Origin of the sequence: Parabacteroides vesiculifaciens (assembly GCF_049860805.1) — a bacterium.
In the GTDB taxonomy this organism is placed as follows: domain Bacteria; phylum Bacteroidota; class Bacteroidia; order Bacteroidales; family Tannerellaceae; genus Parabacteroides.
In genome coordinates this window covers 579,558-605,860 of sequence record NZ_CP187555.1, presented here as the reverse complement: position 1 = coordinate 605,860, position 26,303 = coordinate 579,558, and the positions used below count along the sequence as shown (strand labels likewise).

Annotated in this window: 16 protein-coding genes; 7 read left to right on the top strand and 9 right to left on the bottom strand. The window is 49.0% G+C overall.

Annotated features, from left to right (window positions below; genetic code table 11):
- Positions 1 to 39: 39 nt before the first annotated feature.
- Positions 40 to 2,886, bottom strand: coding sequence for a bifunctional fucokinase/fucose-1-phosphate guanylyltransferase (locus ACPYIV_RS02415; protein ID WP_425885354.1), 2,847 nt, complete (start codon positions 2,884 to 2,886; stop codon positions 40 to 42).
- A gap of 228 nt (positions 2,887 to 3,114) precedes the next feature.
- On the opposite strand from ACPYIV_RS02415, the gene ACPYIV_RS02410 reads away from it, so the two are divergent.
- From ACPYIV_RS02410 to ACPYIV_RS02380, 7 genes are all read left to right on the top strand, one after another.
- On the top strand, positions 3,115 to 3,738 hold the full coding sequence (locus ACPYIV_RS02410) for a master DNA invertase Mpi family serine-type recombinase (RefSeq protein ID WP_293732886.1): 624 nt from the start codon (positions 3,115 to 3,117) through the stop codon (positions 3,736 to 3,738).
- A 357-nt stretch (positions 3,739 to 4,095) separates the two neighbouring features.
- Positions 4,096 to 4,557: a nucleoside-diphosphate kinase gene (ndk, locus tag ACPYIV_RS02405; protein ID WP_425885351.1), complete on the top strand. Its 462-nt coding sequence runs from the start codon at positions 4,096 to 4,098 to the stop codon at positions 4,555 to 4,557.
- Positions 4,558 to 4,849: 292 nt separating this feature from the next.
- The gene (locus ACPYIV_RS02400) at positions 4,850 to 5,356 is read left to right on the top strand and encodes a DUF4494 domain-containing protein (RefSeq protein WP_293732884.1); all 507 of its coding nucleotides are present in this window, start codon (positions 4,850 to 4,852) and stop codon (positions 5,354 to 5,356) included.
- Positions 5,353 to 6,021 carry a YggS family pyridoxal phosphate-dependent enzyme gene (locus ACPYIV_RS02395; RefSeq protein ID WP_299361992.1) on the top strand — a complete coding sequence of 223 codons (669 nt, stop codon included), beginning with the start codon at positions 5,353 to 5,355 and terminating at the stop codon, positions 6,019 to 6,021. The genes ACPYIV_RS02400 and ACPYIV_RS02395 overlap by 4 nt, the downstream gene beginning before the upstream one ends.
- Positions 6,022 to 6,106: 85 nt before the next feature.
- The gene (locus ACPYIV_RS02390; RefSeq protein ID WP_293732882.1) at positions 6,107 to 7,084 is read left to right on the top strand and encodes a dihydroorotate dehydrogenase-like protein; all 978 of its coding nucleotides are present in this window, start codon (positions 6,107 to 6,109) and stop codon (positions 7,082 to 7,084) included.
- Positions 7,085 to 7,243: 159 nt separating this feature from the next.
- The gene (locus tag ACPYIV_RS02385; protein ID WP_293732881.1) at positions 7,244 to 7,609 is read left to right on the top strand and encodes a MarR family winged helix-turn-helix transcriptional regulator; all 366 of its coding nucleotides are present in this window, start codon (positions 7,244 to 7,246) and stop codon (positions 7,607 to 7,609) included.
- 66 nt (positions 7,610 to 7,675) lie between these two features.
- On the top strand, positions 7,676 to 10,120 hold the full coding sequence (locus tag ACPYIV_RS02380) for an FAD-dependent oxidoreductase (protein WP_425885348.1): 2,445 nt from the start codon (positions 7,676 to 7,678) through the stop codon (positions 10,118 to 10,120).
- Between the two features lie 80 nt (positions 10,121 to 10,200).
- Here the strand turns inward: ACPYIV_RS02380 and ACPYIV_RS02375 are convergent, their stop codons facing one another.
- From ACPYIV_RS02375 to ACPYIV_RS02340, 8 genes are all read right to left on the bottom strand, one after another.
- The gene (locus tag ACPYIV_RS02375; RefSeq protein WP_425885346.1) at positions 10,201 to 16,407 is read right to left on the bottom strand and encodes a glycoside hydrolase family 2 TIM barrel-domain containing protein; all 6,207 of its coding nucleotides are present in this window, start codon (positions 16,405 to 16,407) and stop codon (positions 10,201 to 10,203) included.
- A 127-nt stretch (positions 16,408 to 16,534) separates the two neighbouring features.
- A complete protein-coding gene (locus tag ACPYIV_RS02370; protein ID WP_425885344.1) occupies positions 16,535 to 17,335 on the bottom strand; it encodes a polysaccharide deacetylase family protein in 801 nt (266 codons plus the stop codon).
- A gap of 152 nt (positions 17,336 to 17,487) precedes the next feature.
- On the bottom strand, positions 17,488 to 18,981 hold the full coding sequence (locus tag ACPYIV_RS02365) for a RagB/SusD family nutrient uptake outer membrane protein (RefSeq protein ID WP_425885342.1): 1,494 nt from the start codon (positions 18,979 to 18,981) through the stop codon (positions 17,488 to 17,490).
- A 25-nt stretch (positions 18,982 to 19,006) separates the two neighbouring features.
- Positions 19,007 to 22,300 (bottom strand): TonB-dependent receptor, encoded by a 3,294-nt coding sequence (locus tag ACPYIV_RS02360; RefSeq protein ID WP_425885340.1) that lies wholly within the window; start codon positions 22,298 to 22,300, stop codon positions 19,007 to 19,009.
- A gap of 146 nt (positions 22,301 to 22,446) precedes the next feature.
- Positions 22,447 to 23,457 carry a FecR family protein gene (locus ACPYIV_RS02355; protein WP_425885338.1) on the bottom strand — a complete coding sequence of 337 codons (1,011 nt, stop codon included), beginning with the start codon at positions 23,455 to 23,457 and terminating at the stop codon, positions 22,447 to 22,449.
- Between the two features lie 73 nt (positions 23,458 to 23,530).
- On the bottom strand, positions 23,531 to 24,052 hold the full coding sequence (locus tag ACPYIV_RS02350; protein ID WP_425885336.1) for an RNA polymerase sigma-70 factor: 522 nt from the start codon (positions 24,050 to 24,052) through the stop codon (positions 23,531 to 23,533).
- Positions 24,053 to 24,249: 197 nt separating this feature from the next.
- Positions 24,250 to 25,524: a serine--tRNA ligase gene (serS, locus tag ACPYIV_RS02345; RefSeq protein ID WP_293732877.1), complete on the bottom strand. Its 1,275-nt coding sequence runs from the start codon at positions 25,522 to 25,524 to the stop codon at positions 24,250 to 24,252.
- Positions 25,525 to 25,614: 90 nt separating this feature from the next.
- On the bottom strand, positions 25,615 to 26,157 hold the full coding sequence (locus ACPYIV_RS02340) for a C40 family peptidase (protein WP_425885333.1): 543 nt from the start codon (positions 26,155 to 26,157) through the stop codon (positions 25,615 to 25,617).
- Positions 26,158 to 26,303 lie beyond the last annotated feature (146 nt).

The window sequence follows — 26,303 nt, the reverse complement described above, 5'->3', positions numbered from 1 at the left end:
TGATATGCCAACGCGCATAACAGATGTATCTGCAACGGCTTACGATCTGCTCACCTGCAACCCCTTATCCGACAAACTCATTTCAACAAAACGAGCATTGTCATTTTGTGGGTCGGCCGTGAGAAGGCGGCGGATCTGCAAAGAGGCTTCAGGGTCTTTAGCTACGATATAAAGATAACCACCTCCGCCGGCACCCGGAAGTTTATAACCCAGCGTGTAATCTCTAATACGAGAGATAAGTCGTTCTACAGCAGGCGGATTTGTTCCGGCATCAAGCGCCTTGTTTTGTTCCCAACTTTTACCGACTAATCGGCCATAAGAGGCGAAATCACCCCGAAGAATAGCCTCGTACATATCCAGCGCATGCACTTTCATTTCGAAAAGCAGGCGGAGATGAGTACCGCTGTTAAGAAACATTCCACGTACGATTTCGGCAAGGATATCTTTCGCCGTACGGGTAATCCCCGTGTAGTAAAGCAGGTGGCAAGCGCGATATTCCGGATCGGTAAAAAGATGCTCCGGTAGCCAGCGCACCGACGGGTTCTGGTGGAAACCCTCACCGGTCTGCAACAGTTTCAAGCCATGCAACACGCCTCCGTACTGGTCTTGCCAGCCGCCTCCGGTCGTAAGCAACTGTTCGAGGATCAGCGTGCGGTTGCCAATCTCGTTCTTATCCCATGCCAAACCGCAGAAATCCGACAACGCGCCCAATACCGTAGCGGCCAGGATCGAACTTGTCCCCAAGCCGGAACCGGCAGGGATAGCAGCCAGCAACGTCACTTCCAACCCGCATCCGAACATCTTCAACTGCTCTTCCAACGAAGCGTAACGACCGGCCGAAAATTCGGGGACAAACCCGGCCAACGCCAGCGCCGCCTTCGGGATGGAGAAAGGAGAACCGACCTTGTTGAAATTACGCAATTCGTCCCATGTCGAGATGCTCTCCATCGCCCCAATATCGATGGAACGAAGAATGATGCGATGCTCGCGAGCAGGCTTCACATAAACCTGCAAAGGAGGCTGGCCGTTCAACTCGATCGCCACGTTCACAACATTGCCACCGGCGTACATGCAGTAAGGCGGCGTATCCGTCCATCCCCCTGCCAAATCTATACGCACAGGGCTGCGTCCCCAGACAATCTGGTCACGATAAACGTTGAGGCGGGGCGTCTGCTTCTCGCCCGCAATGGTTTCGATCAGCCCCTCGCGCAACAATGAGAATGCCTGCTGCTGTTCCTCCATACTCCGGCTATCTCCCGAAAATTGCAGGACGCGGGCGCGAAACATATGGTCATGTACACGCTTCATCAACGGAGCATCCACCGGCAAAGCTTCAGGCAATGCGATCCCTCCGGCTATAAATTCGGCGGCTGCATCCGCCAGATCCAGCTGATAGAAAATGCTTTTATCGTGATTAGCAGCAAGCACCGGCCAGTTCTTTTTCCTGAACGCTTCGCGCTGTGCAAACAATCGCCGGAGGTTCGCACAGTCGGAAAGTTGGTTGGCAGACATCTTTTCAGCCACTTCCCATACCTTACGCCCTTCTTCCAAGCGGGGTTCGGACACCATCCAGCGTAGCACAACACCCAGTTCGTCCACATTCCGGCAGACGGGAAACAAAGCCGCATTCTGTATGTCGGCACACATAGGCAGACAAATTCCCCGCTCCGCAGCCCATTCCACGGCAGGACGCCCCATAAAGAGTGTTGCCTCATCACTTGTATTCCCTTTGAAAGGATCATTGAAGCCGTACGGACGTGCCACCCAACCTTCGTCACCGACCGGCACGACATCTATACATACTCCGGAAGGTATGTGCAACTCCCAGTCATTTGCCGGTACGCCTGTAATAACATGCCGGTCGGCAAGCATCCATCGTTTACCGACAAAACTGTTTTCAATCCATAACTCGGAATTACCTGAGGTCAACGGACAGCTAACTTCAGCGTTCTGGACAAACATGGCAGGATGCGGCTTCACCTTACGCTGCATGATCGCCCGCTGGTCTCGAACGAGATTCTGTACCGACAACGTCGAGGAAATCAGTTCGCGACTCGTACCATAATGATAAAACTCACCTCCCGGCAATGGTAGGATGGCAACGGTTAACGCATTCAACTCTTCGTCGGTAATGCGCGGATGAGAGCCGAGGGCAAGACCGAACTCAGAATACAGATCGTATTCCTTCATCTGTTTTCCGTCCTTGGTGTAGGAATGTTTCATCAGCAGTTCAACCGCCCGGTCACTGAGCAGCCAAACTCCAATATCCATTAGAAAAAGGTGTGTACCTGCCAGACGTCCCAACTCATCGAGGGAGGGTTTCTGAAGCATGAAATCAAGCTGGTCGGGAACCTTACGGTCCGACACAAACACCCCGTGACGGGTGGCAAGCGCGGGATCCACCCACAGACCGTAACAGACAACATCTGCCTCGGGGATATCCTGCAACGGCTCACTGTTACGTAGGTAGACATCACCACTGGCAATCAGCGTATGCAGCGAATCCGGAGCTTTACACATGATCTCCTCATACAGCGGAAGTTGGAGCGAAAGGAGATTCTGAGACAATTTCTGCCCCCTCGCCCACCGAAACACAGGAACGGGCGTCAATATCTTACCTGAAGGCGCATATCCCGGCAAACGCCGGCTCTGCCCTCCCGCATGCAGCAAAATTCGTTTTTCACGCGCCAGCCATTCTCCGGGTGTTAACACTCCTGCAGCAGCATCGTCCCGACGACAAGCCTCAAGTAACCAGGTCGTTCCTCCCCCCGACCCCAAACGGGAGCCTACGGGATCGGATGTACAAAACCAGTCCGCCGGATCTGCATTCGTTATCTCATGGAAACTGCCAACCAGGTTAGGCGGCAACGACAATAATTTCTTCATATCTCACCATTCTTTCCGGCAAAAGTACTCCTTTCCCTTATCATTGCGCAAAATTTAATTTAATTTTTGCATTCAGAGGTCGTTTCGTTTAAATTATTATATCCACCTTTGTAGAGGGAATGCGCTCTTATAATCATACGACAATAAAAAAAGTTGGTAAATACTAATCCCACCCTTTCATTTCTATTTCTGAAGTATCTTTAGTTATTCATTTAATATTCAGATGGTATGATATACGGTTATGTAAGAGTCAGTACAGATAAGCAGAGTACTGAGAATCAACGTTTCGAGATTGAAAACTATTCAAAAGCGAAAGGTTTCCGTATTGAACGTTGGGTAGACGAAACAATCAGCGGAACGACAAGTGTATCGGATCGCCAGCTCGGCAGACTATTAAAACAAATTCGTAAAGGTGACACACTTGTTACAACAGAACTATCAAGGCTTGGACGTAATTTGATGCAGGTCATGAGCTTCCTCCACCAATGCATGGAGCGGGATATCATCGTCCTTACTGTCAAAGAACGCTATGAATTAGGAAACAACATCAATAGTAAAATCCTGGCCTTTGCCTTCAGTCTGAGTGCAGAAATCGAACGTAATCTGATCTCACAACGTACCCGCGAGGCGCTTGCACGTAAAAAGGTGGAAGGCACGAAGCTCGGTCGCCCTAAAGGTAAAAAGACCATGCAGGTTAAGTTGTCCGGAAAGGAAAATGTTATCCGGAAAATGATTAATGAGAAATGCTCGATGAATGAAATCGCCGAGAAATTCGGAGTAAACCGTCAGACTCTCCGCGATTTCCTCCGGGATACATTCCCGGACTGGAGGAAATACAGATATATTAAGTAATCGGACCTTCATGGCTCTAATTGTCTGAATGTTAATCAATGTAACCTTAATGAATTGTTTTTGAAATAATTTATTATCAGTCAATACGGCGTACCCGACGGGGTAAAATGGTCCGCATACTAAATAATCCAATACCTCTGCACACTTCGCCACCAGTGTGCGGTAGGTTTTGTGTGCTTTATTCTTTCTTCCTATAAACCGAAAATTACTCTTTCCATGCAACCATGAACAGTCCCCCTCCCCTTCTGCTTCCCCCCTATTTCAAAATCTTTATTGAATATTATACTACAAATTAACTTATCAGGAATAATTATCTTATCTTTGACAGATACGTCGAACCTTATAAACATAAACAGAATGGAAAAGACACTCGTTATCCTAAAACCCTGTACCATTCAGCGAGGACTGATTGGGGAAATAATCTCCCGCTTCGAGAGAAAGGGCTTGAAACTGGCAGGCATGAAGATGTCCTGGCTGACAGATGAAATCCTCAGTGAACATTATGCACACCTGAAAGAGAAACCGTTCTTCCAACGCATCAAAGACGCCATGTCCGTATGCCCCGTCATCGTATGCTGCTGGGAAGGAGTAGACGCCATCCATGTCGTCCGGCAGTTGGCAGGTGCGACCAACGGACGGAATGCGCAACCGGGAACGATCCGCGGCGACTATAGCATGAGTGTACAGGAAAACATCGTACATGCTTCCGATTCGCCCGAAACAGCTATTACAGAGCTGAAACGTTTCTTCAGTGACGACGAATTGTTCGACTACAAGATGAATAACCTTCTGGCGATTTACGCCAATGACGAATTCTGAAACATAAAAGAGCCGGAATGTATGGGGAAAATCCCTGACACCTCCGGCTCTGATATTTTAGAACCTTTGCCCTATCCCTCGCGAACCGGGCAAAACAACCTAATTACTAATCTAAAAATCTAATACCATGAAAAAACACACTACGCATATATAACCGGAGCACCCGGCAAAAGGTTCACTGTGATTCCAATAATCGACAAAGAAATCCGTTCCGGTTGTTTAATTCCCGAATTGCCGTTATATTTGTACCTCGTTTGGAATAAGAATACAGACATTATAAAACATATAAAATATGCATAACTGGTTTGAATGTAAAGTCTCCTTCGAAAAAGTTTTGGAGAATGGAATGCAAAAGAAAGTGACGGAACCTTATTTGGTTGACGCCCTGTCGTTCACGGAAGCAGAAGCCCGCATCATCGAAGAAATCCGTCCCTTCATATCCGGGGAGTTTACAGTGACAGACATCAAACGCGCCCGCTTGTCGGAGTTGTTCTTCAATGAAAACGGCGACCGTTTTTATAAGATCAAAGTTTACTTTATCACGCTCGACGAGAAAAGCGGAGCTGAAAAGAAAACCGCAGCACAGATGCTGGCACAGGCGTCTAACCTGAAAGATGCCATCGCCGTTCTGGAAGACGGTATGAAAGGCACGCTTGCCGACTATACCATTGCATCCGTTGCAGAAACCCAACTGATGGATGTCTTCCCCTTTGATGCCAACAGTGTCCCTGCGGAGAAGAAATCAGAAGAAGAGCTGATTGCCGAACAGAAAAAACAGGCGGAAACAAGAGAGGCATGAGCATCACCCAAAATATCACAAGACTAAAAACATCGCTACCGGCAGGTGTCACGCTGGTGGCGGTCTCTAAGTTCCACCCCGTCGAGGCTTTACAAGAAGCCTATGACGCCGGACAACGTGTATTTGGTGAAAGCAGGGCTCAAGAGCTTACAGCTAAACAAAAAGTATTGCCCGGTGACATAGAATGGCATTTTATCGGCCCGCTACAAAGCAACAAGGTGAAAGATATCGCCCCGTTCATCCACATGATACACAGCATCGACTCGCTGAAACTCCTTCAGGAAGTCAACAAACAAGCGGCCAAATATGACCGTATCATCCGTATCTTGCTGGAGATCCATGTCGCACAGGAAGAAGCCAAGCATGGTTTCAGCCCCGACGAATGTCGGGAACTACTGCACAGCCTGTCGCCCGACGCCCTTCCCAATATCCGGATATCCGGACTGATGGGGATGGCAACGAACACCGATGACACGGCACTGATACAAGGTGAGTTTCATAAGATCCATGGACTTTTCCACGAACTGAAAAGCTCGGTATTCAAAGATGACGATCATTTTTGTGAATTATCGATGGGAATGAGTCATGACTACCCGATCGCCATCCGCGAAGGCAGTACGATGATACGCATCGGAACCAGTATTTTCGGAGAACGTGAATATTGAGTTTTAACCATTTTAAAGAGCAAGAATAGATAAGGTAGAAAATAATTCTCTATTTTTGTAATCGTTGAACATAATTGAATCTGACATGATTGACATTAAAACACAATATGCGGGCCTGACACTTCGTAACCCGCTTATAGTCGGAAGTTCCGGTTTGACAAACAACGCGGAACGAAATAAGGAATTTGAAAAAGCCGGCGCCGGTGCGATCGTGCTGAAATCGCTCTTTGAAGAGCAGATCGAAATGCAAAGTGACGTACTAATGCAGGATTCGGACTATCCCGAAGCGGCCGATTACATACGCGGGTATGTAAAAGCGAATCAGATAAACGGTTATCTGGAACTGATCCAGAAGACTAAAGAACTTTGCACCATCCCGGTTATCGCAAGCATTAATTGCTACAAATCGGATGCCTGGATCGAATTTGCCCGCCAGATCGAACTGGCAGGAGCCGATGCCCTGGAGTTGAATGTGTTCTTTCTGGAAACAGACCTCACCTATAGTAGTGAAAATATGCGCGACCTGTATGTCAGCATTATCCGTAAAGTAAAAGAAACGGTTTCGATCCCTGTCATGATCAAGATGAGCAAAATGGTCGGCAATATCCCGGCTGTCGCCCATACGTTGACAGTAAATGGAGCGGACGGAATCGTCCTTTTCAACCGTTTCTACCAGCCGGACATCGACATCAACAATATGCAAATTGTCTCAGGTAACGTCTTCAGCAACCATTCCGATCTGAGTGACACGCTTCGTTGGACAGCAATCGTTTCGGGCAAGATACCCGGAATCAGCATTGCGTCTTCTACCGGGGTTCACGACTGGGAAGATGTCATTAAATGTTTGCTCGCAGGTGCCGACGCTGTACAGATGTGTAGTGCTGTCTATACACACGGGGCAGAAATCATTTCGCAGGTACTCACTTGTATTGAAGAATGGATGCATCAGGCACATTACCAATCGCTCGACCAGTTCAAAGGCAAATTAAACTATGCCAACATCCCCAATCCGGCGATGTACGAACGCTCACAGTTCATGAAATACTTCTCCAACAGAGATTAAAAACTTCCTCCGTTATCCGGTAGGGATTATTTATATAAGGATGCATGCTATTCCGGAATAGCATGCATCCTTTTTTATTTGTCTAAAATATTTTCCACTAAACACTATTCATATTAAAAATAATATATATCTTTGTACCCATCAACAATATATAAGAATATGGAATCAATTTGTGCAATCAAGGATATATACAAAACTTTATATCAGTTCGAGAAAGCTTTTGCTGAAGTACACGATATCACGATCAACGAGGCCATGCTGCTCTGCTGTTTGAAAGACGGAGAAACGAAATCGGCGGGTATGATCTGTGAATATATCGGACTGTCCAACTCACGCGTCTCGAAAGTTATTACAGCCGTAGAAAACAAAGGCTATATTCGTCGCAACATCAACAAAAACGATAAGCGGCAGATGTTCTTCTCTCTCACCCCTGACGGAAAAGAGAAAATACGGCAGATGATGAACGCAGAACTGCGTTTCGACGGACTGTTCGGGAAACTGAAAACTTGTATGGAAAGAGGTTGAAACCTTTTTTTATCCTAATATTTTCTATTAACAAATATGTATAATACAAATAAATACTTTCTCAACATGAATTACGTGATTATCGGAGGAGTAGCCGGAGGTGCTACCGTTGCAGCCCGCCTGCGCAGAATGGATGAAAAAGCCAATATCATCCTGTTCGAACGAGGGAAATACGTATCGTATGCAAACTGTGGCCTACCTTATTATATAGGAGGCACAATCAATAACCGGGAGAAGCTGTTTGTACAGACCGTGAAAGGCTTCACCGATCGTTTCCGGATCGACATCCGCACCGAACAGGAGGTGACCGCCATCCATCCGGAAAAAAAAGAAGTGGAAGTCAAGAACCTCTCCACAGGCGAGACATACACCGAAACATACGACAAACTGGTCCTCTCGCCGGGAGCCGAACCGCTGCGGCCTGGTATCGAGGGAATCGGGAGCAAGAAGATATTCACCCTCCGCAACGTGCCTGACACCGATACGATCAAGAATTATGTCAACACGGAAAACCCGAAACGCGCCATCGTCGTGGGCGGCGGCTTCATCGGGTTGGAAATGGCGGAAAACCTGCACGACTTAGGTATCCTGGTCGATGTGGTGGAAATGGCAAACCAGGTGATGGCTCCGCTGGACTTCTCGATGGCCGCAATCGTTCACCAGCAACTGACCGGCAAAGGAGTCAGGCTACACCTGGAAGATGGTGTCAGCCGTTTTGAGGAAAAAGACGGTGGTGTAACCGTACACCTGCACAGCGGCAAAAAGATCGCAACCGACATCGTGCTCCTGAGCATCGGCGTACGCCCGGAAACCAAACTGGCAAAAGACGCAGGACTCGCTATCGGGGAACGGGGAGGCATTGCCGTAAACGATTATATGCAAACTTCCGACGTGGATATATATGCCCTCGGCGATGCCGTCGAAGTGCGCCATCTCGTAACCGGGCAACCGGCCCTTATCCCACTGGCCGGCCCTGCCAACAAACAGGGACGTATCGTAGCGGACAACATCGTATTCGGCAACAAAGAAAAATATCCGGGGTCAATAGGCACTTCCATCGCGAAAGTGTTTGACCTGACGGTTGCCGCGGCCGGAGCCAATGCGAAGTTGTTGAAGCGGAATAATATCGCTTACATATCATCCTATACGCACGGGGTGTCACATGCCGGATATTATCCCGGAGCCGTACCCTTGTCCATCAAGATATTGTTCGCACCGGAAAACGGTAAGCTGTTAGGCGCCCAGATAGTCGGCTTCGACGGGGTAGACAAGCGCATCGAGATGCTGGAACAGGTGATCCAGCATGACGGGACGGTCTACGACCTGGCAAAATTGGAACAGGCCTATGCCCCTCCCTACTCGTCGGCAAAAGATCCGGTCAATATGGCAGGCTTCGTTGCAGAAAACATACTGACCGGAAAGTCCCGGATCATCCAATGGCGCGAGCTTGCCGAACTACCAGCCGACACAATCCGGATCGACGTCCGCACACGCGATGAATATAAATTAGGTACAATCCCCGGATTCATAAACATACCGGTAGACGAATTGCGCGAGCACCTCGACGAGCTGCCGAAGGATAAGCCGATCGTCGTGACCTGCGCGGTCGGACTACGCGGTTACCTGGCTTACCGCATCCTGGTACAGAATGGTTTCAATAATGTACGCAACCTGTCGGGAGGATACAAGACATGGAGTGTGGCGACTGCACCGGTAAAAGAGGTCGTCCTCTGCAAGCCGGAATCACCGGAAAGCACAAGTTGCGGATGCCCTGCCACCCAGACCGCCCCGCTGAAAGTGGACGCCTGCGGGTTGATGTGTCCGGGACCCGTGATGCAACTGAAAAAGAACTACGAGACGTTGAAGGCAGGCGAGCAGCTCCAGATAACCGCCACCGACCAGGCTTTCGGAAAGGATGTCGCGTCCTGGTGCAAGATGACAGGCGCAGAACTGGTTGCGCTGGAAAACAAAAACGGGGTAGTCGCCGCCACAATCCGTAAGCAAGAGAAAACAGCCGCCTGCGAAATTTCGCGTAACAATGCCGACAACAAGACGCTGATCGTCTTCAGTGACGACCTCGACAAGGCACTGGCCTCCTTCGTCATTGCCAACGGAGCAGCATCGACCGGCAAGAAAGTGACGATGTTCTTTACCTTCTGGGGCCTGAACGTGATCAAGAAACAGCAGAAGCCGGCAGTCTCCAAAGATATCTTCGGCAAGATGTTCGGCTGGATGCTTCCGGCGCACAGCGGCAAACTCAAGCTGTCTAAAATGAACATGGGTGGCGCCGGTAGCTGGATGATGCGCCTCATCATGAAGAAAAAGCGAATCGACAGCCTGGAAAGCCTGATCCGGCAAGCCGTCGACAACGGCGTGGAAATGATCGCCTGCACCATGAGCATGGACGTCATGGGTGTGCAGAAGGAAGAACTGATGGACAACGTTACACTGGGCGGCGTGGCTTCCTACCTCGAACGGGCAGAGGAGGCGAATGTGAACCTGTTCATTTAACCCTCCTACCCCCTACCGGGGATGAAGTCCGTCACCCGGTAGGGTCCGTTACCTATAGAACACAAGATATCAATGGATAATTACGGCTCGTATTTCACGGATGCGATCCGTATTTCCATCTCCACGGGAAGCATCCCCTCTGCCACAACTTTCAAGAGCATCACACCACTTTTCACACCGGGTTGGAGAATAGCGAGGCATTGGCCCTGCCAGGTGGTGCAAGCCGGGTTCCGGAAACTATGCATATCATCAGGAGCGGCATTGCCCGAAGCGAGCAGGATGCCATCCCCTTCGACTGTCATCTTCAGCCGTACAGCGGCGTCAGGCACTATCCGTCCTTCCTCATCCGTCACACAAACCCGGACATAGGCCAGGTCATTCGGATCGGCAGACACGGTACGCTTTTCCGGAAACAGGACCAGATGGCGCGGCCGCCCGGTCGTTTGCAAGGATTTACGCACCACCTCACGTCCGTCCCGTATGCCGGCAGCCACAAGACAACCAGCCGAGAACGGAACTTCGAAATCTGCGGCAAGCCGAGGAGATACAACTTTCGTGCCCAGGCATTTCCCGTTCAAGTAGAGCCGGACCGAATCACAACGGGAATAGGCACGGACTGCCAGCGCCTCCCCTTCATGCCCTTTCCAGTTCCAGTGCGGATGCTCGTCGGGCCAGCCCCATTTACTGAGTACCTCCCGCTTGCCTGCGGGGATGGGAGCATGTACAAGCAGTTCCAGTTCGCTCCTGCCCCACACCACATCACGGAAAAGCGACTGCGGCTTCTTGCTCCCGTTCATATCCAGATCTCCGCAATTGGACAGGAACCAGGGCCATGACCGAACCGGAGTCGAATAGGGCCGGTCGTCGGCAACATAGCTGAAGTTACCGATCCCGACCTCCCCTATATAATCCATCCCCGTCCAGACGAAGTCGCCCAATACGAAGGGATAAAGGTTTGCCGCCTGCCAGTTTTCTAGTGTTTCGGCAGGGAAACTTTCGGTACCGACCATGATGCGGCGGGGATAAGCCTTGTGATCGGAAAGATACTGCTTCGCCTCGTAATTGTAGCCACCCAGATCCAACAAGGCATACGCCGGCGCTGATTCCTCCCACTCACGGCTTTTCTGTTCCCAGAAGGCGCAGATCGCCTGAGTGACAGGGCGGGTAGTATCAAGAGATTTGACCACTGAGATCAGTTCACTGGCGATCCGTAGTCCGGAGGAGTCGGCACGCTCATAGATCTCGTTGCCGATGCTCCAGATAATGACCGAAGGATGATTACGGTCGCGTTTTATAAGCGCCGCCATATCAGACGCGGCATGTTCACGGAAAAAGAGGTGGTAATCCTGATCGCGCTTGGGATGCTCCCACATATCGAAAGCCTCGTCGATCACCAGCATTCCCAAGCGGTCACAGGCATCGAGAAACTGCCCGGACGGCGGGTTGTGACTGGTGCGGACGGCATTGAAGCCATTCTCTTTCAGAAGGCGCACCTTACGTTCCTCCGCCCCGTCATAGGCAGCCGCTCCCAGCAGCCCGTTGTCATGATGCAGGCAAGCGCCTTTCAGCTTGACGGGATTACCATTCAACAGAAATCCCCTGCCTACCGAGAAGTCAAGCGACCGGATGCCGAATGCGGTCCGGTAGTAATCGGTTGTTTCGCCGGCGGAAACCACCCGGACATGCGCTTCGTAAAGGGCCGGCCGGTCGACCGACCAGACTTCCGGCTGCCCTACGCCGGCAGAAAGCCGGAACGTATGCGAACCGCCCGCGACCACTTTGCCGGGATATTCTTTTGTCGTGATGGCCGTACCGTCAGGACGAACCAGGGTGAGCTGCACCGTTACACCGGCTTCCTCATCCATCCGATTACAGACGGGAAGTGTGATCTCCACCTTTGCCCGTTCAGCAGTGACGACCGGAGTCTTCACCTGCACCTCCTGATCCGGGATGAAAAGGTGGCCGGAGACAGTCAGACGAACGTGGCGGTAGATGCCCGCTCCTTGATACCAACGGCTGTTGTCACCGGGATTGAACGCACGGACCACCATCACATTCTCCTCTCCGGCGGGATTCAGAAAAGGGGTCAGGTTATAGCAGAAAGGCATATATCCATTCGGGTGGAAACCGAGATGGTGCCCGTTGATCCAGACATCCGACCGCTCCATAACCCCGTCGAAGCAGACACCGACCTGTTGCCGTGAAGTCCACTCGTCCAGCGTGAAGCGTTTGCGGTACCAACCTGTCCCGCCGGGCAGGTTCCCAGTGGAAATCGAATCTTTAAGTCCTTTCACAAAAGGGCCGACCGAGTTGCCGCCGTCCGAATTGCGCCGTTCGATGCTGAAATCGTGGGGAAGAGTGAGTGTCCGCCAGGCGGAATCATCGAAAGAGACGTCCGAAGCATCGACCGGGGCTTCTTCGCTGAACTTCCATCCGTCGTCGAACAAGCGATCGGCATAGAGCGCTGCAGCATAATCGGGATCGGTGGATGGGGCTTGCAGGTCGGGATATTTGACACCGTAATGCCCGGTGACGGCGGCGAGCAGGAAATAATAATTATCCGCCAGGTAGTTATAGCCGGTCGGTGCACCGCCCTTCGTCCGCCAGTCCACGCTTTGCAGGTAGCCGGGAAAAACGCCGGAGTGGGTGTATTCGCGCTCGTAAGTGGCCATCATCGTGAACAGGATTTTATCCGCTTCGGTACGCATTCCAGTGTTATACAATGCCTGGATGAAGTGATAAGCAGCCTGACCGCAAAGGCCGCCGTTCTCGTACCGTCCCCAGCGGGTCATTTCCTCCCAGGACCCTTTATCCTCTTTGGCCACGGGAACGAGCGGACCGGGTATGCCATAGATATAATCATATCCTTCCTCTTCGAGTTTTTTCAACATCTTCTGAAGGATCTTACGGGCACGCTTGCCGGTAACCAGTCCTTCGTTGATCGCCATCGAACTGATAAAGGTGAACTGATAGTCGTGCATCCTGCCGTCGCGGCTCACCCATCCGGCGTACATACCGGTCTGCGGATTGTAGAAGGTAGCATCGAAGGCTGAACGGAACTTCCCGAGTTGCGAACCGACTGCCGCCGCCTCTTCCGGCAGACCGAGTAACGCCAGGACCTTCTGCATCCCCGCCAGCCCGCGGTAAGCCTGCAAGTTGACATAGGCATCTTTGTGGCCGAAAGCGAAGTCGTCCCACCAATTGAGGCTTTCGCGCTTAGGGTCCATATAGTTCCCGTGGAACGGGGATTCGAAAATACCGTCTTCGTCCGTATCTGTCGCCAGGACACCGCGCACGAGGTGGCAAATAGCCTCCTGATAACGTCGGATAAAAGCCCAGTCGTTCGTCGCCAACAGGTAATCATAGAGGGAAATAAGCGTCACCTCGGTACTCTCCCAACCATAATCCTTGATCCGGCCGTTCTCGCCGATCCGTTCCCGCAAAGCGACTTCGATGGAGGTGCGCAAGGCTTCGCGCATGGAATAGGTACCCGGCAGCGGTGGCGTGAAGGGGATCATGTCCGCCTTAAACGCCAATGCCAGGTGACCGATGCCTTCGAGTAGGATATTGTCGCCCATCGTCTGGTGGACGGGATTGACGGTGAAAGCGTTTTGCCAACAGCGCTTCAACCCGTCGAAACGGGCATCCGAGAAGTCGCAACCGGGAATCTGCGGATAGTTCTCTTCCAGGACCGTGAAGGTAAGCCCAGCTTCTTTCAGCGGTCTGTCCGTATGGAAAGAGAGGATAACCGAACCCATGTGTATCGACTTACGCCAGACATGACCGCCCCGGTTGAACGGACCAAGCAAAAGCCCGGTGTTCTCGTAGTCGGGGACGAAATGTTCCTGCAGATAGATTCCTGGAGTGTCGGCCTCCACCTTCACCAGTCCGCAGTCGGGGAAATGCAGGACGGCGGGAAGACGGAAAGAGGCTTTTACGATCTTGGGAGTAAAGAATGTAACGGGCGTATCGTATTGTGCGGACGGCTCCTGTGCCGTTTTCCCTGCCCATACGGAAACTGGTGATATATCCGGAGCGGTATGGATGCGGAAAAATTCACCTTCGATACCCTCCGAACGGCTTCTGACGGAGACGCTGAACCTGCGGTCACCGGAAGGAGACACCACACAATCCATCCGTCCGCCCTCGGTGAACGGAACATCCTCGTAGACAGTCTTCCAACCGTCGCACACAGCCGGCGAAGCCATGCCGAAAGAGCTTTCACCCCCTCCGACCAGGCAACCGCCTTTACCGGGACGCAACAGGGACTTATCCTGATAGCGCCGGTTCCTTCCGCCCGACTCGACATTGAAATAGGACATCATCGGGAAGTCTTTTGCCCAGGAAAGAGCATAATAGGGGGAGAGGTAAGTGATAAAATCGCCAGAGGTATCGACCTTTAGCAAAGGGGTATCTTCCTCCGGGCGGTCAACAAGGATAAAGACAGGGCGTTCGCTTACGTTCACTTCTACGACTCCATCCTTCACGGGGAGCGTCTCTTTCACTCCAAAATCTTTCTTATCTTCAAGAGTAATCCGGAGAACTTCGCGGGCGGACGGATAATCGGGGCGAAACAGGTAGCGGTCTTTCCGTGTCCCGTCGCTTGTGGGGCACCAAAGGGCATAAGCCAGCTTTCCCGTATTCCGGTCTTTATAGCGGTAGATACGGACATCCTTATCACCGGAAGGGCATTCGGCATCGAACACCATGCCGGTAAGGACTGTCTTCATAGTCTTCACATAATACCAGGAGGGTTTATACTCGCCGTCCACCGTAAAGAATCCGCAGCTACCATACACACCTAAGGTATATCCTTTTATGTCGTTGGCGAGAAACATCATCATCCGGTCCAGTCCGGCAGCCGAGCCGGCGAGAAAAGCTCTGACGAGCCACTGCCCCTGTATTTCGTTCATTGTGATACCGCCGGGATAGAGCTTGTGTCCTTTCGCCGCAGATTGATAGGTGGCCGGATCGGTATCCCAGCCAAATTCGGTGAGCCAGATTTCCTTGTCGGGAAGATTGGCGTTCCGCCATTTCACCAGCTTCTCCAGTTTCTCCTTCAAGCCGTCTTCCTCGGGGCTGATCCCGTAGGCGGTTTCCTTGGGATGCTGTTTGCCGCGCGTGTTGCAGTAGTGATGAACATTGATGACATCAGCGGGGAAAGAGCCGTTGCGGTAGTAATCGGCCCACAGTTTCATTGCCTGTATATAGCTAAGGGACAAACCGGCCAAGCCACCGAAGACAAACTTCATATCCGGGTCAGCCTGTTTCACGCCAAAGCCCTCTCCCATCGTTCCCAAATGCCCGTCATACGAAGCACTGCAAAAGGCGGAAAAAACATAGGGATTGAAGTGTTCCTGCGGGTCGCCCCACTCGCGGTTCCCTTCGTTCCAGTTCTCAAAATAACGGATCAGACCGAGACCGCTCTTCTTCGGGGCGGCTTCCGTGGTGCGCAACAACCGGTTGGGGATCTTTCGCGAACCGTAGCGTGCGGCATACTGGAAAGAATAGTCTGCCATGACACGGTAGGTCTCAGGCTTCGTTGGATCCTCCCCGAAAGCGGGGATGCGTTCGCCCTGTTTTTTGGCATCGACATGGCGATGTATGCAAGGAACACAATCTACACCCAGTTTTTTTAGTTTGCGGTAATAGTCGTCACTGTTGCCATCGCGCAAAGTCGCCCATGAAATAGGCGTTTGAAGGTCCGTCACGCCATTCCATCCCCAGGGACGGTATTCACGGACGCAGCCTACGGCTTCGTGTGCCTTGTCGGGGGTGTCGATATAAGAATTCATTCCGATGAAGAGATCCATCGGGCAGGGATCGGGACGCTTGCCGGCCGACTTCACAACGGACTCGACCGCTCCGACAGGTTCTCCTTCTATCAGAATCTCGTTGATAGCCAAGTCACAGTTCTCCGGATAACGGCCATTGAGGTTGCACATGACTGTCGCGTTCTTCTGCAACTGGATATAGCGTGTCTTCAGCGGACAGTTTATCTTCACCCACTTCCCCGTATTGCGGAGGAGTTGCACAACCGAGTCGCACCATTCGAAAGGCCGCCCACCCGAAACCTTCAGATAGCCCCTTTCTACCCGATAGGATTTCGGAGCGTCGAACACATAAACGGCTTCGATGCGGTACATCCGTTTCAGATCGATGACCAGTCCTGCCGGCCAACAGTTCACATTGCCCGAAGTAACCCAACGGGTGACGGGGGTTTTACTTAGGTCCTGCTCATCGAACCAAGCCATAAAGTCGCCGGACCCGGATTCGTCCGTTACCATATCTTCAGTTATCTTTATGACCGAAGCATATGCCCGGAAGCTCGGGAGAAGAACAGGGTACAACAAGGCTGCTATTATCAGGAATAATCGTATATACATTGGTTTTCTCAAGATTAAAAACAGAGTTCTACTTCTTCGCTTGCGCAGCTACATAATCGAGCACTTCAGAGAATGTTCCGACCCAGATCTCGTCGGAATGAGCAGCCAGAAAGTCGACCAACTTCTGATGTTCGGCTGCATCGACCGTCAGGTAATCGCCTCCCACACCGTGGAATACGATAATTCCTAATCCATGCTTGTCGAGTGCATCCTGCACGTACCGGATCAGATCGCCGGCTTTGCATCCGGTCATTGCGGGCAAAGTCGGGATCAAAGCAAAATTCAGCGTCTTCGCATCAGCTACCACATGGCGTCCGGCCGCCCCACGGCAATACTTGGCCAGCCCGGAGTCCAGCAGGGGCTGTGAATAGTCTTCCCCGCCGGCAACGCTCTGTCCGCAGGGATAGGCGTAAGCATGCTCCTTTTTCCCATCGATGGCATAAAGGAAACTGTTCATCATTCCGATCTCCGTGAGCATATCTTTCACCGAATAACATTCGAGCGAGCGGCAAAGGGAGGATGAGGAAGTTTCGACCGTCCCTGCAAGACAGGGATGAAAGAGGCTGTGATTACCCAATTCGTGTCCGCGCTTGCTGGCTTCGCGCCATTCGGGAACATCACTATCTTTCACGACTTGCCCGTAGAGGAAGAAAGTCCCCCGGAAGTTTTGGGCTTCCAGTTGGGGCATAACGATATCGCGCTGAGATTTCAGCCCATCGTCGTAGGTCAATACAATGGCAGCCTTTTTACCGTCCGGCCAGGAGATTTGCGCCTGCATCCCGCATACGGAGAAGCTGATAAGCAAAAGAAGTAAAATCGTTTTATTCATAATTGTAACGTTTACAGGAATTTCTCCCTAAATGTAATCAGGTTTATCGGGATGAGTCACCCCAACTGCATCTTTTAACTTTTAAAAGTACCAACGGGAACCCCGGCCCATAAAGGAAAATACGTTGGCGGAGTTCCCGGCAGCTTGTTTTATCAATCACCCAAAGAGGGATTCAACAGGACTTCCGTATAAGGTATCGGAGCAAAGTATTTGCTCTTGTCAATTGTCCCTTGAGGTTTCAGGTCATCTGCATCCTTATATTGGTTCATCTCCTCGACCTTCTCCGTCCGGACCAGATCGAACCAGCGGCAATACTCGCCACAAAGCTCCCACCCTTTCTCATCGATCACGGCATTCCGGAAAGCAGTCTGGTTCAATCCTGCCTTCAGATCTTCCAACCCGGCACGACGGCGGACCTTATTTATACATTCATAAGCCAATGCGTTCGGCGCCCCGTCCGCCATTGCCTGTGCTTCAGCATAGATCAGCAGGATTTCAGCGAAACGCAGGTAGTTGAGGTCACGGCCACCCATGTGGTCACTACCACTATAGTTTGGTTCGTTCGGAACCATCCCGTCACGGTATTTGGCAAGGAACGGATGCTTGAAAGTACTTTCCTGCCACGGTGTTTTCTTGCCATCATCCCGTCCTGTGAAAACCGTCAGATAAGTAGCATCCTTACGCGGTCCTTCCGGGAAGCGATTGAAGAAACCGATCTCACAAAAGACCTGATCCCAGCCATTTTCTTCGCTCGGTTGCGTGTTCAGCCCTGTGAACGTATTCATATTCTGATTGCCGCAATCATTAAAGTTACAAAAAATGATTGCCCACAATACTTCCGGATTTCCATCCGAATTCCATTTCCACAAATCGGCATAATTATCCAACAAATAATACAGTCCACTGTCTATCACGTCCTTAGCCTCTTGTGCAGCCAAAGCATATTTATCCGTTTCATTCAACGGATAACCGGCCATCATCAGATAGACCTGTGCCAATATGCCTTTGGCCGAGATTTTACACGGTCGTCCGACACTGGACGGAAGATCAGCGGAAAGATTGTCTACAGCATACTGCAAATCTTCGACTATCTGCGCATAGATTTCTTTGAGCGAAGATTTAGGCAGTTTATAATTCATGCTATTATCTAATTGCAGCGGAATCTCGCCGAAAACCCGGACCATCCAGAAGTAAGACCAGGCACGCAAGAAGCAGGCTTCCGCTTTCGCCTTCGTCTTTGCAGATTCTGAAATAGTCATATTATCGACATTATTCAATAGATTATTGGCTGCAAATATGACGCGATAAGGAGCCGTCCATGAAGCGGCTTTCAGACCACTATTGGTAGAGGATGGATTGAAGGTATCGAATTGGACATAATCAGGTTTACCAGCCTGAGAAGTCAAATCATCCGCTCCCATCAAGGGAACCCATATATTGGTATGTCCCAATCCACCCCAACGATTGGAAGCCAACTGCGCATACACACCCGTCAGCGCTGCATCCAAATCTTCTTCTGTAGAGAAATAGGAATCTGCCACCAACGTCCCTGCCGGATTTTCATCCAGACTCTGGCAACCGCCCAACAAACCCAGGAAGATTGCTCCCCCGAGAATAGATGAAACTATATATTTTAATGTACTCATATCTCAATGTTTTAAAGTTGATTTATTAAAATGCAAACTTGACACCGACCATAAACGAACGAATAGCCGGATAGCCGGAGGCATCATACCCAAATGCCGTATCGCTACTTCCACTTGTATTGGATTCCGGGTTATATCCTGAATATTTCGTAATAGTAAACAGATTCTGTGCACTTACGTACAGTTTGGCATCCTTGACAAAAGTGTTGCGTTTCAATTGATTGAAAGTATAGCCTAACGTCAGGTTACTCAGACGCAAGTAACTGCCGTTTTCAAGCCAGCGATCCGATTGCGTTTCATTCCGGTTAGAATTACTGAATTCCGGATAATTAGAATTTTCATTTGTCGGACTCCAACGATCCAACACAGCAACATCCGTAGGGACATAGCCTGTGTTCATTGTGGCACGTGTAAAATTCCAGATATCATTTCCCTGCACTCCATTGAATAACAAATTCAAATCCCAGTTCTTATAAGAGACAGTCGTGTTCCAGGAATAGGTAAACTTAGGCAAAGCATTACCGATCACGGTCATATCTTCGCCGTTTATCGTATGGTCGCCGTTCAGATCGGCAAACCTGCTATCGCCCGGAACAGCCCCGTATTTGGCGGCTTCTTCCGCCTCATTGCTTTTCCAGGTTCCCAAATAGGTATATCCGTACATTTGCCCGATGGGCTTATCCACTTGCAAGACAGAATATCCGGTATAGACACGGGAACCGTAGCTTGAATTCACAAATATTTCTTTCTCTTCTCCCATGTTCAATACCTTATTGCGATTCAAACTTAATGTAGCGCTTGTTTCCACAAACCAGTCTTTGTTATCGACCAGGATGCCGCTCAGCATAAACTCCCATCCCTTATTCCGCATGGAACCGACATTCTTTAAAACCGAGCCGCCGTACAGGTAATCCGGGACAGACACATTAAACAGCAAATCGACAGTCTTCTTGTAATAATAATCCACCGTACCGCTTAACCGACCATTTAATACGGCAAAGTCCAAACCGACATTTGTCTGCTGGGTCGTCTCCCATTTCAGGTCTTTGTTAGTTGCTGTGGATGGAGCGACACCAATAGAAGTCGATGTATTATCAAAATGATAGTTCATCCCCTGTCCGTTACCACTCGACATTTTCTGCAATGTTGCATAAGGGTTGATAGCCTGGCTTCCTACATGCCCGTAACTTCCGCGCAATTTCAAATTCCGGAAAATATTCAAATCCTTAATAAATGGCTCGTCCGACAGTCTCCAAGCAACCGCACCGGAAGGAAAGTAACCGTATTTATTGCCTTCGGCAAATTTAGACGAACCGTCTATACGCATAGAAGCCGTGAACAAATAGCGATCCAGCAAAGTATAGTTGACACGCCCCAAGTAAGATTGAAGCGACCATTCCGTGTAACCGCTGGATGCAGTCTGGTTAGATCCCAGCCCCAGATTATTCACTCCTAAAGAGATTGTCGAGAAACCGGTCACATAAGCACCCAACTGGCGGTTGATATACTTCTGCTGCTCATAAACCAATGTCGCATCCAATTTATGGATTTCATTGAACGTTTTGGAATAAGACAACTGGTTCGTGTTCTGATAGGAAACAACCATTCCATCATACGCCTGAGCTATGGCGGTGGTTACAGAGGAGTTTTTATCGTTCAATGACAATGAAGTACTTTTGGTTGATATCAGATTGGCACCGCCACTTACAGACAGTTTTAACCCATCGATAATCATCCAGTTCAACTGTAAGCTTGCCAGAACTTTAAAACCGTATCCGTCTTCATCCCCTTTGTTCAATAACCAAACAGGATTCGAGCCGACATTTCCATACGTTCCACCCGGAGTTTCATACTTCCCGTTTTCATCAAAGATCGGATAATCGGGTGGATATAATAAAGCGGCACTTACCGGATGACCATTATAAGTTGCGGTATTCAGGTTCTTTGATTCATAATAATTTCCGTTCATATTAAATACTATATCAAAATTATCCCTGATCTTGGAATTGATATTGCCAGTAAAACCGTATTTCTTATGAAAAGAGTTTTCCACCACCCCTTCTTGGTTGATATAAGAAGCAGACAAGTAGTATTTGATTTTACTCTGTCCTCCGCTAATTGCCAACTGATGGTTTTGTGAAACAGCCGAACGCAAAACTTCATCCTGCCAGTTGATACCTTTTCCCGTAGCAGCTAATTCCGCATCCGTATAATAAGGATCGTTGCCAAGTGCAACCAAACGTTCATTAAAGACCGTTCTATATTGGGTCGCATCTAAAACATCCAGTTTACGGAAAGGTTGGTCAAAACTGACAAAGCCGTTATATTCAACTTTCATTTCCCCCTCTTTCGCAGACTTAGTCGTGATCAATACTACACCATTCGACCCTTGCGATCCGTACATGGAAGTCGCCGAAGCATCCTTCAAAATCGTAATCGATTCGATGTCGTTCGGGTTAAGCATCGAATAATCGGCTCCCAAAAAACCATCGACTACATAGAGCGGATCGTTGCTACCGTTCACGGAGTTGGTTCCACGAATACGAATCCTCATATTAGTGCCAGGAGCACCGTTTGTCTGAGTGATCTGTACACCCGGAGCCTTACCACGCAACGCCTCCTCCACCCGAAGTACCGGTTGGCGGGAAACATCTTCAAGAGAAACAGAAGAGACGGATCCGGTCAAATCGGCTTTCTTCGTCACGCCATAACCGATTACCACGACATCAGACAGGGCAACAGCATCCTCTTTCAAAATAACATTGACAGCCGTATTCCCTTTTACAATTATCTCCTGGGATTCCATACCGATATAAGAGATCAGCAAGGTTGCATTAGAAGGTACCCCCGATAAGTTGAAACGGCCTTCTGCATCGGTGATAGTTCCGTTTGTCGTACCTTTAACCGAGACATTGGCACCAATGATAGGTTCGCTGTTCTCATCCACCACGCGCCCCCTCACGTCCTGCACCGCTCCGGCTTGTTTAACCAGTTTAGGCATCAGGACGATTTGATGGTTATTGATTTCAAATTGCAGATTGGTAGGCTTCAACATACGGTCGACGGCCATCTCGATATCCAATTCGTTTGCCCGAAGGCTGACTTGTTGCTTCAGGTCTGTTTTATCCACATCATAAAAGAAGGTATAACTACAGACGGCTTCCACTTTCTTAATTGCTTCCGATAAAGGAATTTTAGAAAAAGACACTGTTATTTTCTCGTTTGCACTATCGGCGTACACATAAGACGAGAGGAACAGTAGAAAAATAAAGGATATAAAAGACATCCTTTTTTTCAGTAAGATCTTTGTATTATTCATATCTTTGTGAAATTTAAAGTTAACATTAAAGAGCTCAAATCGGACGACCAAATCAGAAACGGGCTCTCGTTGTTTTCTTGTGGGAGATTTACTCCGCGTAAGGCATGGGCTCCCGTCCGTGCCTTATTTGTGTTCTTCAATCCGTATTACTTCATAGGCTTTATCTTTTTTAATGGTTTGACTTCTGATATAATGACACGTTTGTTCTCTTCAAAAGAGTATCGTATCGGATTAATCCGTGACATGATCTGCAGGATCGTTTCAAGGGGCTCATCCGTTATGGTAAATGTATAGCTCGTGTTAGCTATAGCCGGATCGAGTTCGATGCTTATATTATACCACCGTTCCAGATACTTACAAATATAATCCAACGGCCTGGCTTCAAACGAACAAGATTTGTTTGCCCAACACGACTCGAAATAGACATCGGCCGAAGGCATCAGGAGTAAATTTGTTTTCCGGTCAACTTGCGCCAACTCTCCGGCTTTCATGAACGTTTCCTTATCACCTACCTGCAACGAAATCCGCCCCTCCAAAAGAGCAACACGTATATCCGGGTTCCCGGGATAAGCTTTCACATTGAAACGCGTACCGTGCACGTTTACCTTAATATTATCCGCACAAACTGTAAACGGGTGCTCCCGGTCTTTCTTTACCTGAAACAGTGCTTCCCCCTCAAGCCATACTTCCCGGTTTCCGGTAAAAGAAGTTTTATATGCCAGCGTTGAACCGATATTCAGCCAGACTACACTTCCATCCGGCAGTATCATCTGAGATTTACCGTTCAAAGCCGAATAACTTTGAGAAGTTATCTCCGGTCTTCCCGATATCCTGCCGGCCAGAAAAGCAGCCGAAACAGATACGATCAATAATAAGGAAGCGGCAACCATCGCAAACTTATATTTCCAGACAGGAACCGTATATACATTACGCTTCGCCCCCATTCGGGCTTCCATCTGCTCCCAATAGTATGACACATCCGGATCATACTCCCCGACTTCAGCCTGTATTTCTTTCCAGAGTGATTTCAATTCTTTATATAGGGCACCGTTGCCTTCAGAATTTTTCCAATCATTCAAGGCTGCTTCCTCTTTCTGATCTGTTTCCTGTTTCAGATGAGAGATGATTAGATTCCAGGGAATTGTTTTGTACATCATACACTTGTCCTTTTAAATAAGACACATCAAACCCTTACAACCCTACTCAATAATCAAAGAAAATTAAATCTTTTTACCAAAAATAGGTATAAGAATCCCCCAGATAGGCTTTTATCAACTTCAATGCTTTGGTAATTTGGGCTTCTACATTCTTCACAGAGACGTTCAGATTCTCTGCTATCTCCTTGTTGGATAGATGTTCGGCGCGACTTTTTTGGAATATTTCACGGCATCTGTCGGGAAGGGAACAGATCGCTTCGGTTATCAAACGTTCAAGCTCTTTTAACTCAAGCGACTCATCCACTTCGAAACGTTCCAACACAGACCAGTCCGATACCGTAACAAAGCGGTCGTTATCCCGCAAGTAATTCATTGCCCGGTTACGGGCAGATTGGAAAAGATAGGATTTCAAGGTCAGTTTTATATCCAGGTTCTCACGTTTTTCCCAAACGGAAGTAAAAATATCGAGCGCCAACTCCTCCGCTACTCCGCTCTCCTTTACATAGATACAGATAAAACGGCAAAGAGGTACAAAATAGGTTTTGAACAGATACTCAAAGGCTTGCTTGTCTCCCGCCCTGATCAATCTGAGCATAAATATATCATCCTGTATTTTCCCGCTATTCCTCTCGACCATACTCCATTTCAAAGTTCAAGCCACAAACTTATATAAATCCGATTAGATAGCAATAGGAATTAGCCAAAAGAAAAACGGGATAAAAGTATTTTTTACTTTTATCCCGTTTCCATCGGAGCGGTTTATTCATCCGCCCTCAGATTATGATATCATATTTACTTAATCATATCAAATCCCGTATACGGAACCAATGCCTTCGGAATGCGGATGCCTTCGGGAGTCTGATTATTTTCGAGCAGGGCTGCTACGATACGCGGCAAAGCCAACGCGCTTCCGTTCAACGTATGGCAAAGCTGTGTCTTTTTGTTTTCGTCACGATAACGGCATTTCAGGCGGTTTGCCTGGTAATTATCGAAGTTTGAAACCGAACTTACTTCCAACCAACGTTTTTGGGCTTCCGAATAGACTTCGAAGTCGAAGCAAAGAGCGGCCGTGAAACTCATATCGCCACCGCAAAGACGAAGAATACGGTACGGAAGTTCCAGCTTTTGAAGCAGACCTTCCACGTGATCCAACATTTCCTGATGAGACTGTTTGGAGTGTTCCGGCTTGTCGATACGAACCAATTCAACTTTAGAAAACTCATGCAGGCGGTTCAGTCCGCGCACGTCTTTTCCATAAGAGCCGGCTTCGCGACGGAAACACTGCGTATAGGCACAATTCTTGATCGGCAACTGCTTCTCGTCGAGGATAACATCACGATAAATATTAGTAACCGGAACCTCGGCTGTCGGGATCAGATAGAGATCATCCACTTCACAATGATACATCTGTCCTTCCTTATCGGGCAACTGTCCCGTACCATAACCGGAGGCTGCATTCACGACCGTCGGCGGCATGATTTCCATATAACCGGATTTGCGGGCTTCGTCCAGGAAGAAGTTGATCAGCGCACGTTGCAACTGAGCACCCTGTCCTTTGTAAACCGGAAAACCGGCACCTGTGATCTTCACGCCCAAGTCGAAATCGATCAGGTCGTATTTCTTAGCCAATTCCCAGTGAGGCAGTGCGTCTTTCGGCAGTTCTGTTTCCATACCGCCCATCTTTTCCACCTTATTATCGTCTGCTCCGACACCTTCGGGAACCTCATCATAAGGCACGTTCGGGATTGTGTAGAGCAAGTTCTGCATATCTTCGGTTGCCTGATCCATTTCTGCCTGGATAGTTTTATTAGCTTCCTTGATCTCGGCAACACGTTGTTTGGCAGTTTCAGCCTCCTCTTTTTTACCTTCTTTCATCAGCATACCGATGGCTTTCGAAGCCTGGTTTACCTCTGCCAGGTTTTTATCTAATTGATTTTGCGCACTACGTCTTTTATCATTCAGTTCGATCACTTTTGCGATGCTTTCCTGCGCACCTTTAAAGTGTTTCTTTTCCAGACCACGAATCACCCGGTCTGTTTCTTCCGTAATTATTTTAAGCGTCAACATACTTTAATGATGTTTTTTATTTGAGTTGCAAAGATAAGCAAGATTTATGATTTATCATCGACGCATAAATCATAAATCATAATTCATAAATCACAAATTCTTCACCCGTCCGCCTGTAAGCCATGACCGGACATAATAGGGTTCACTCAGGCTGCTGACGATCACGCCGCTCGAAGTACTGGTATGAATGAATTTTCCGTTTTTCAGATAGATCCCGACATGGTTGGGCACTTTCTTCTTCCCCTTCCCCGTGCGGAAAAACACCAGGTCGCCTTCCTTCAGGTTGGCACGGCTGACTTTCTTGCAGTTGTGCTTCAGCATATCGGCCGACGAACGTGCCAACTGCTTTCCATATACTTCACGAAATACGATCGCCACAAAACCGGAGCAGTCTACCCCCTTCTTCGTCAGCCCCCCCATCCGGTGAGGAACGCCAAGCCATTTAACCCCTTCATTGTACAGAAATATGTTATCATCCGGAGTCAGGCGGACACCATAGAGACGGGAAAGTTCTTTCGGTCCCTTGAAGTCCGAAGGCAAGGCTACACGTTGCTTTTTACTGCCACAGGATGTAAGCGCCAGCATAAAAAGCAGGATTCCGATATAAGATATGATAAAATTTCTACGAGTCATGGTGTTGACAAAGATAAGAAACTACTCGATAGTTTCGATACATATAGCAAAAAAACAGTTTATGGAAAGCCACTTTCCCGTTACTGTGTGTTTCCACCTCTCTTCGTTCCTACAAGATCATCAAAAAAAGACAAAAAAAGGATATC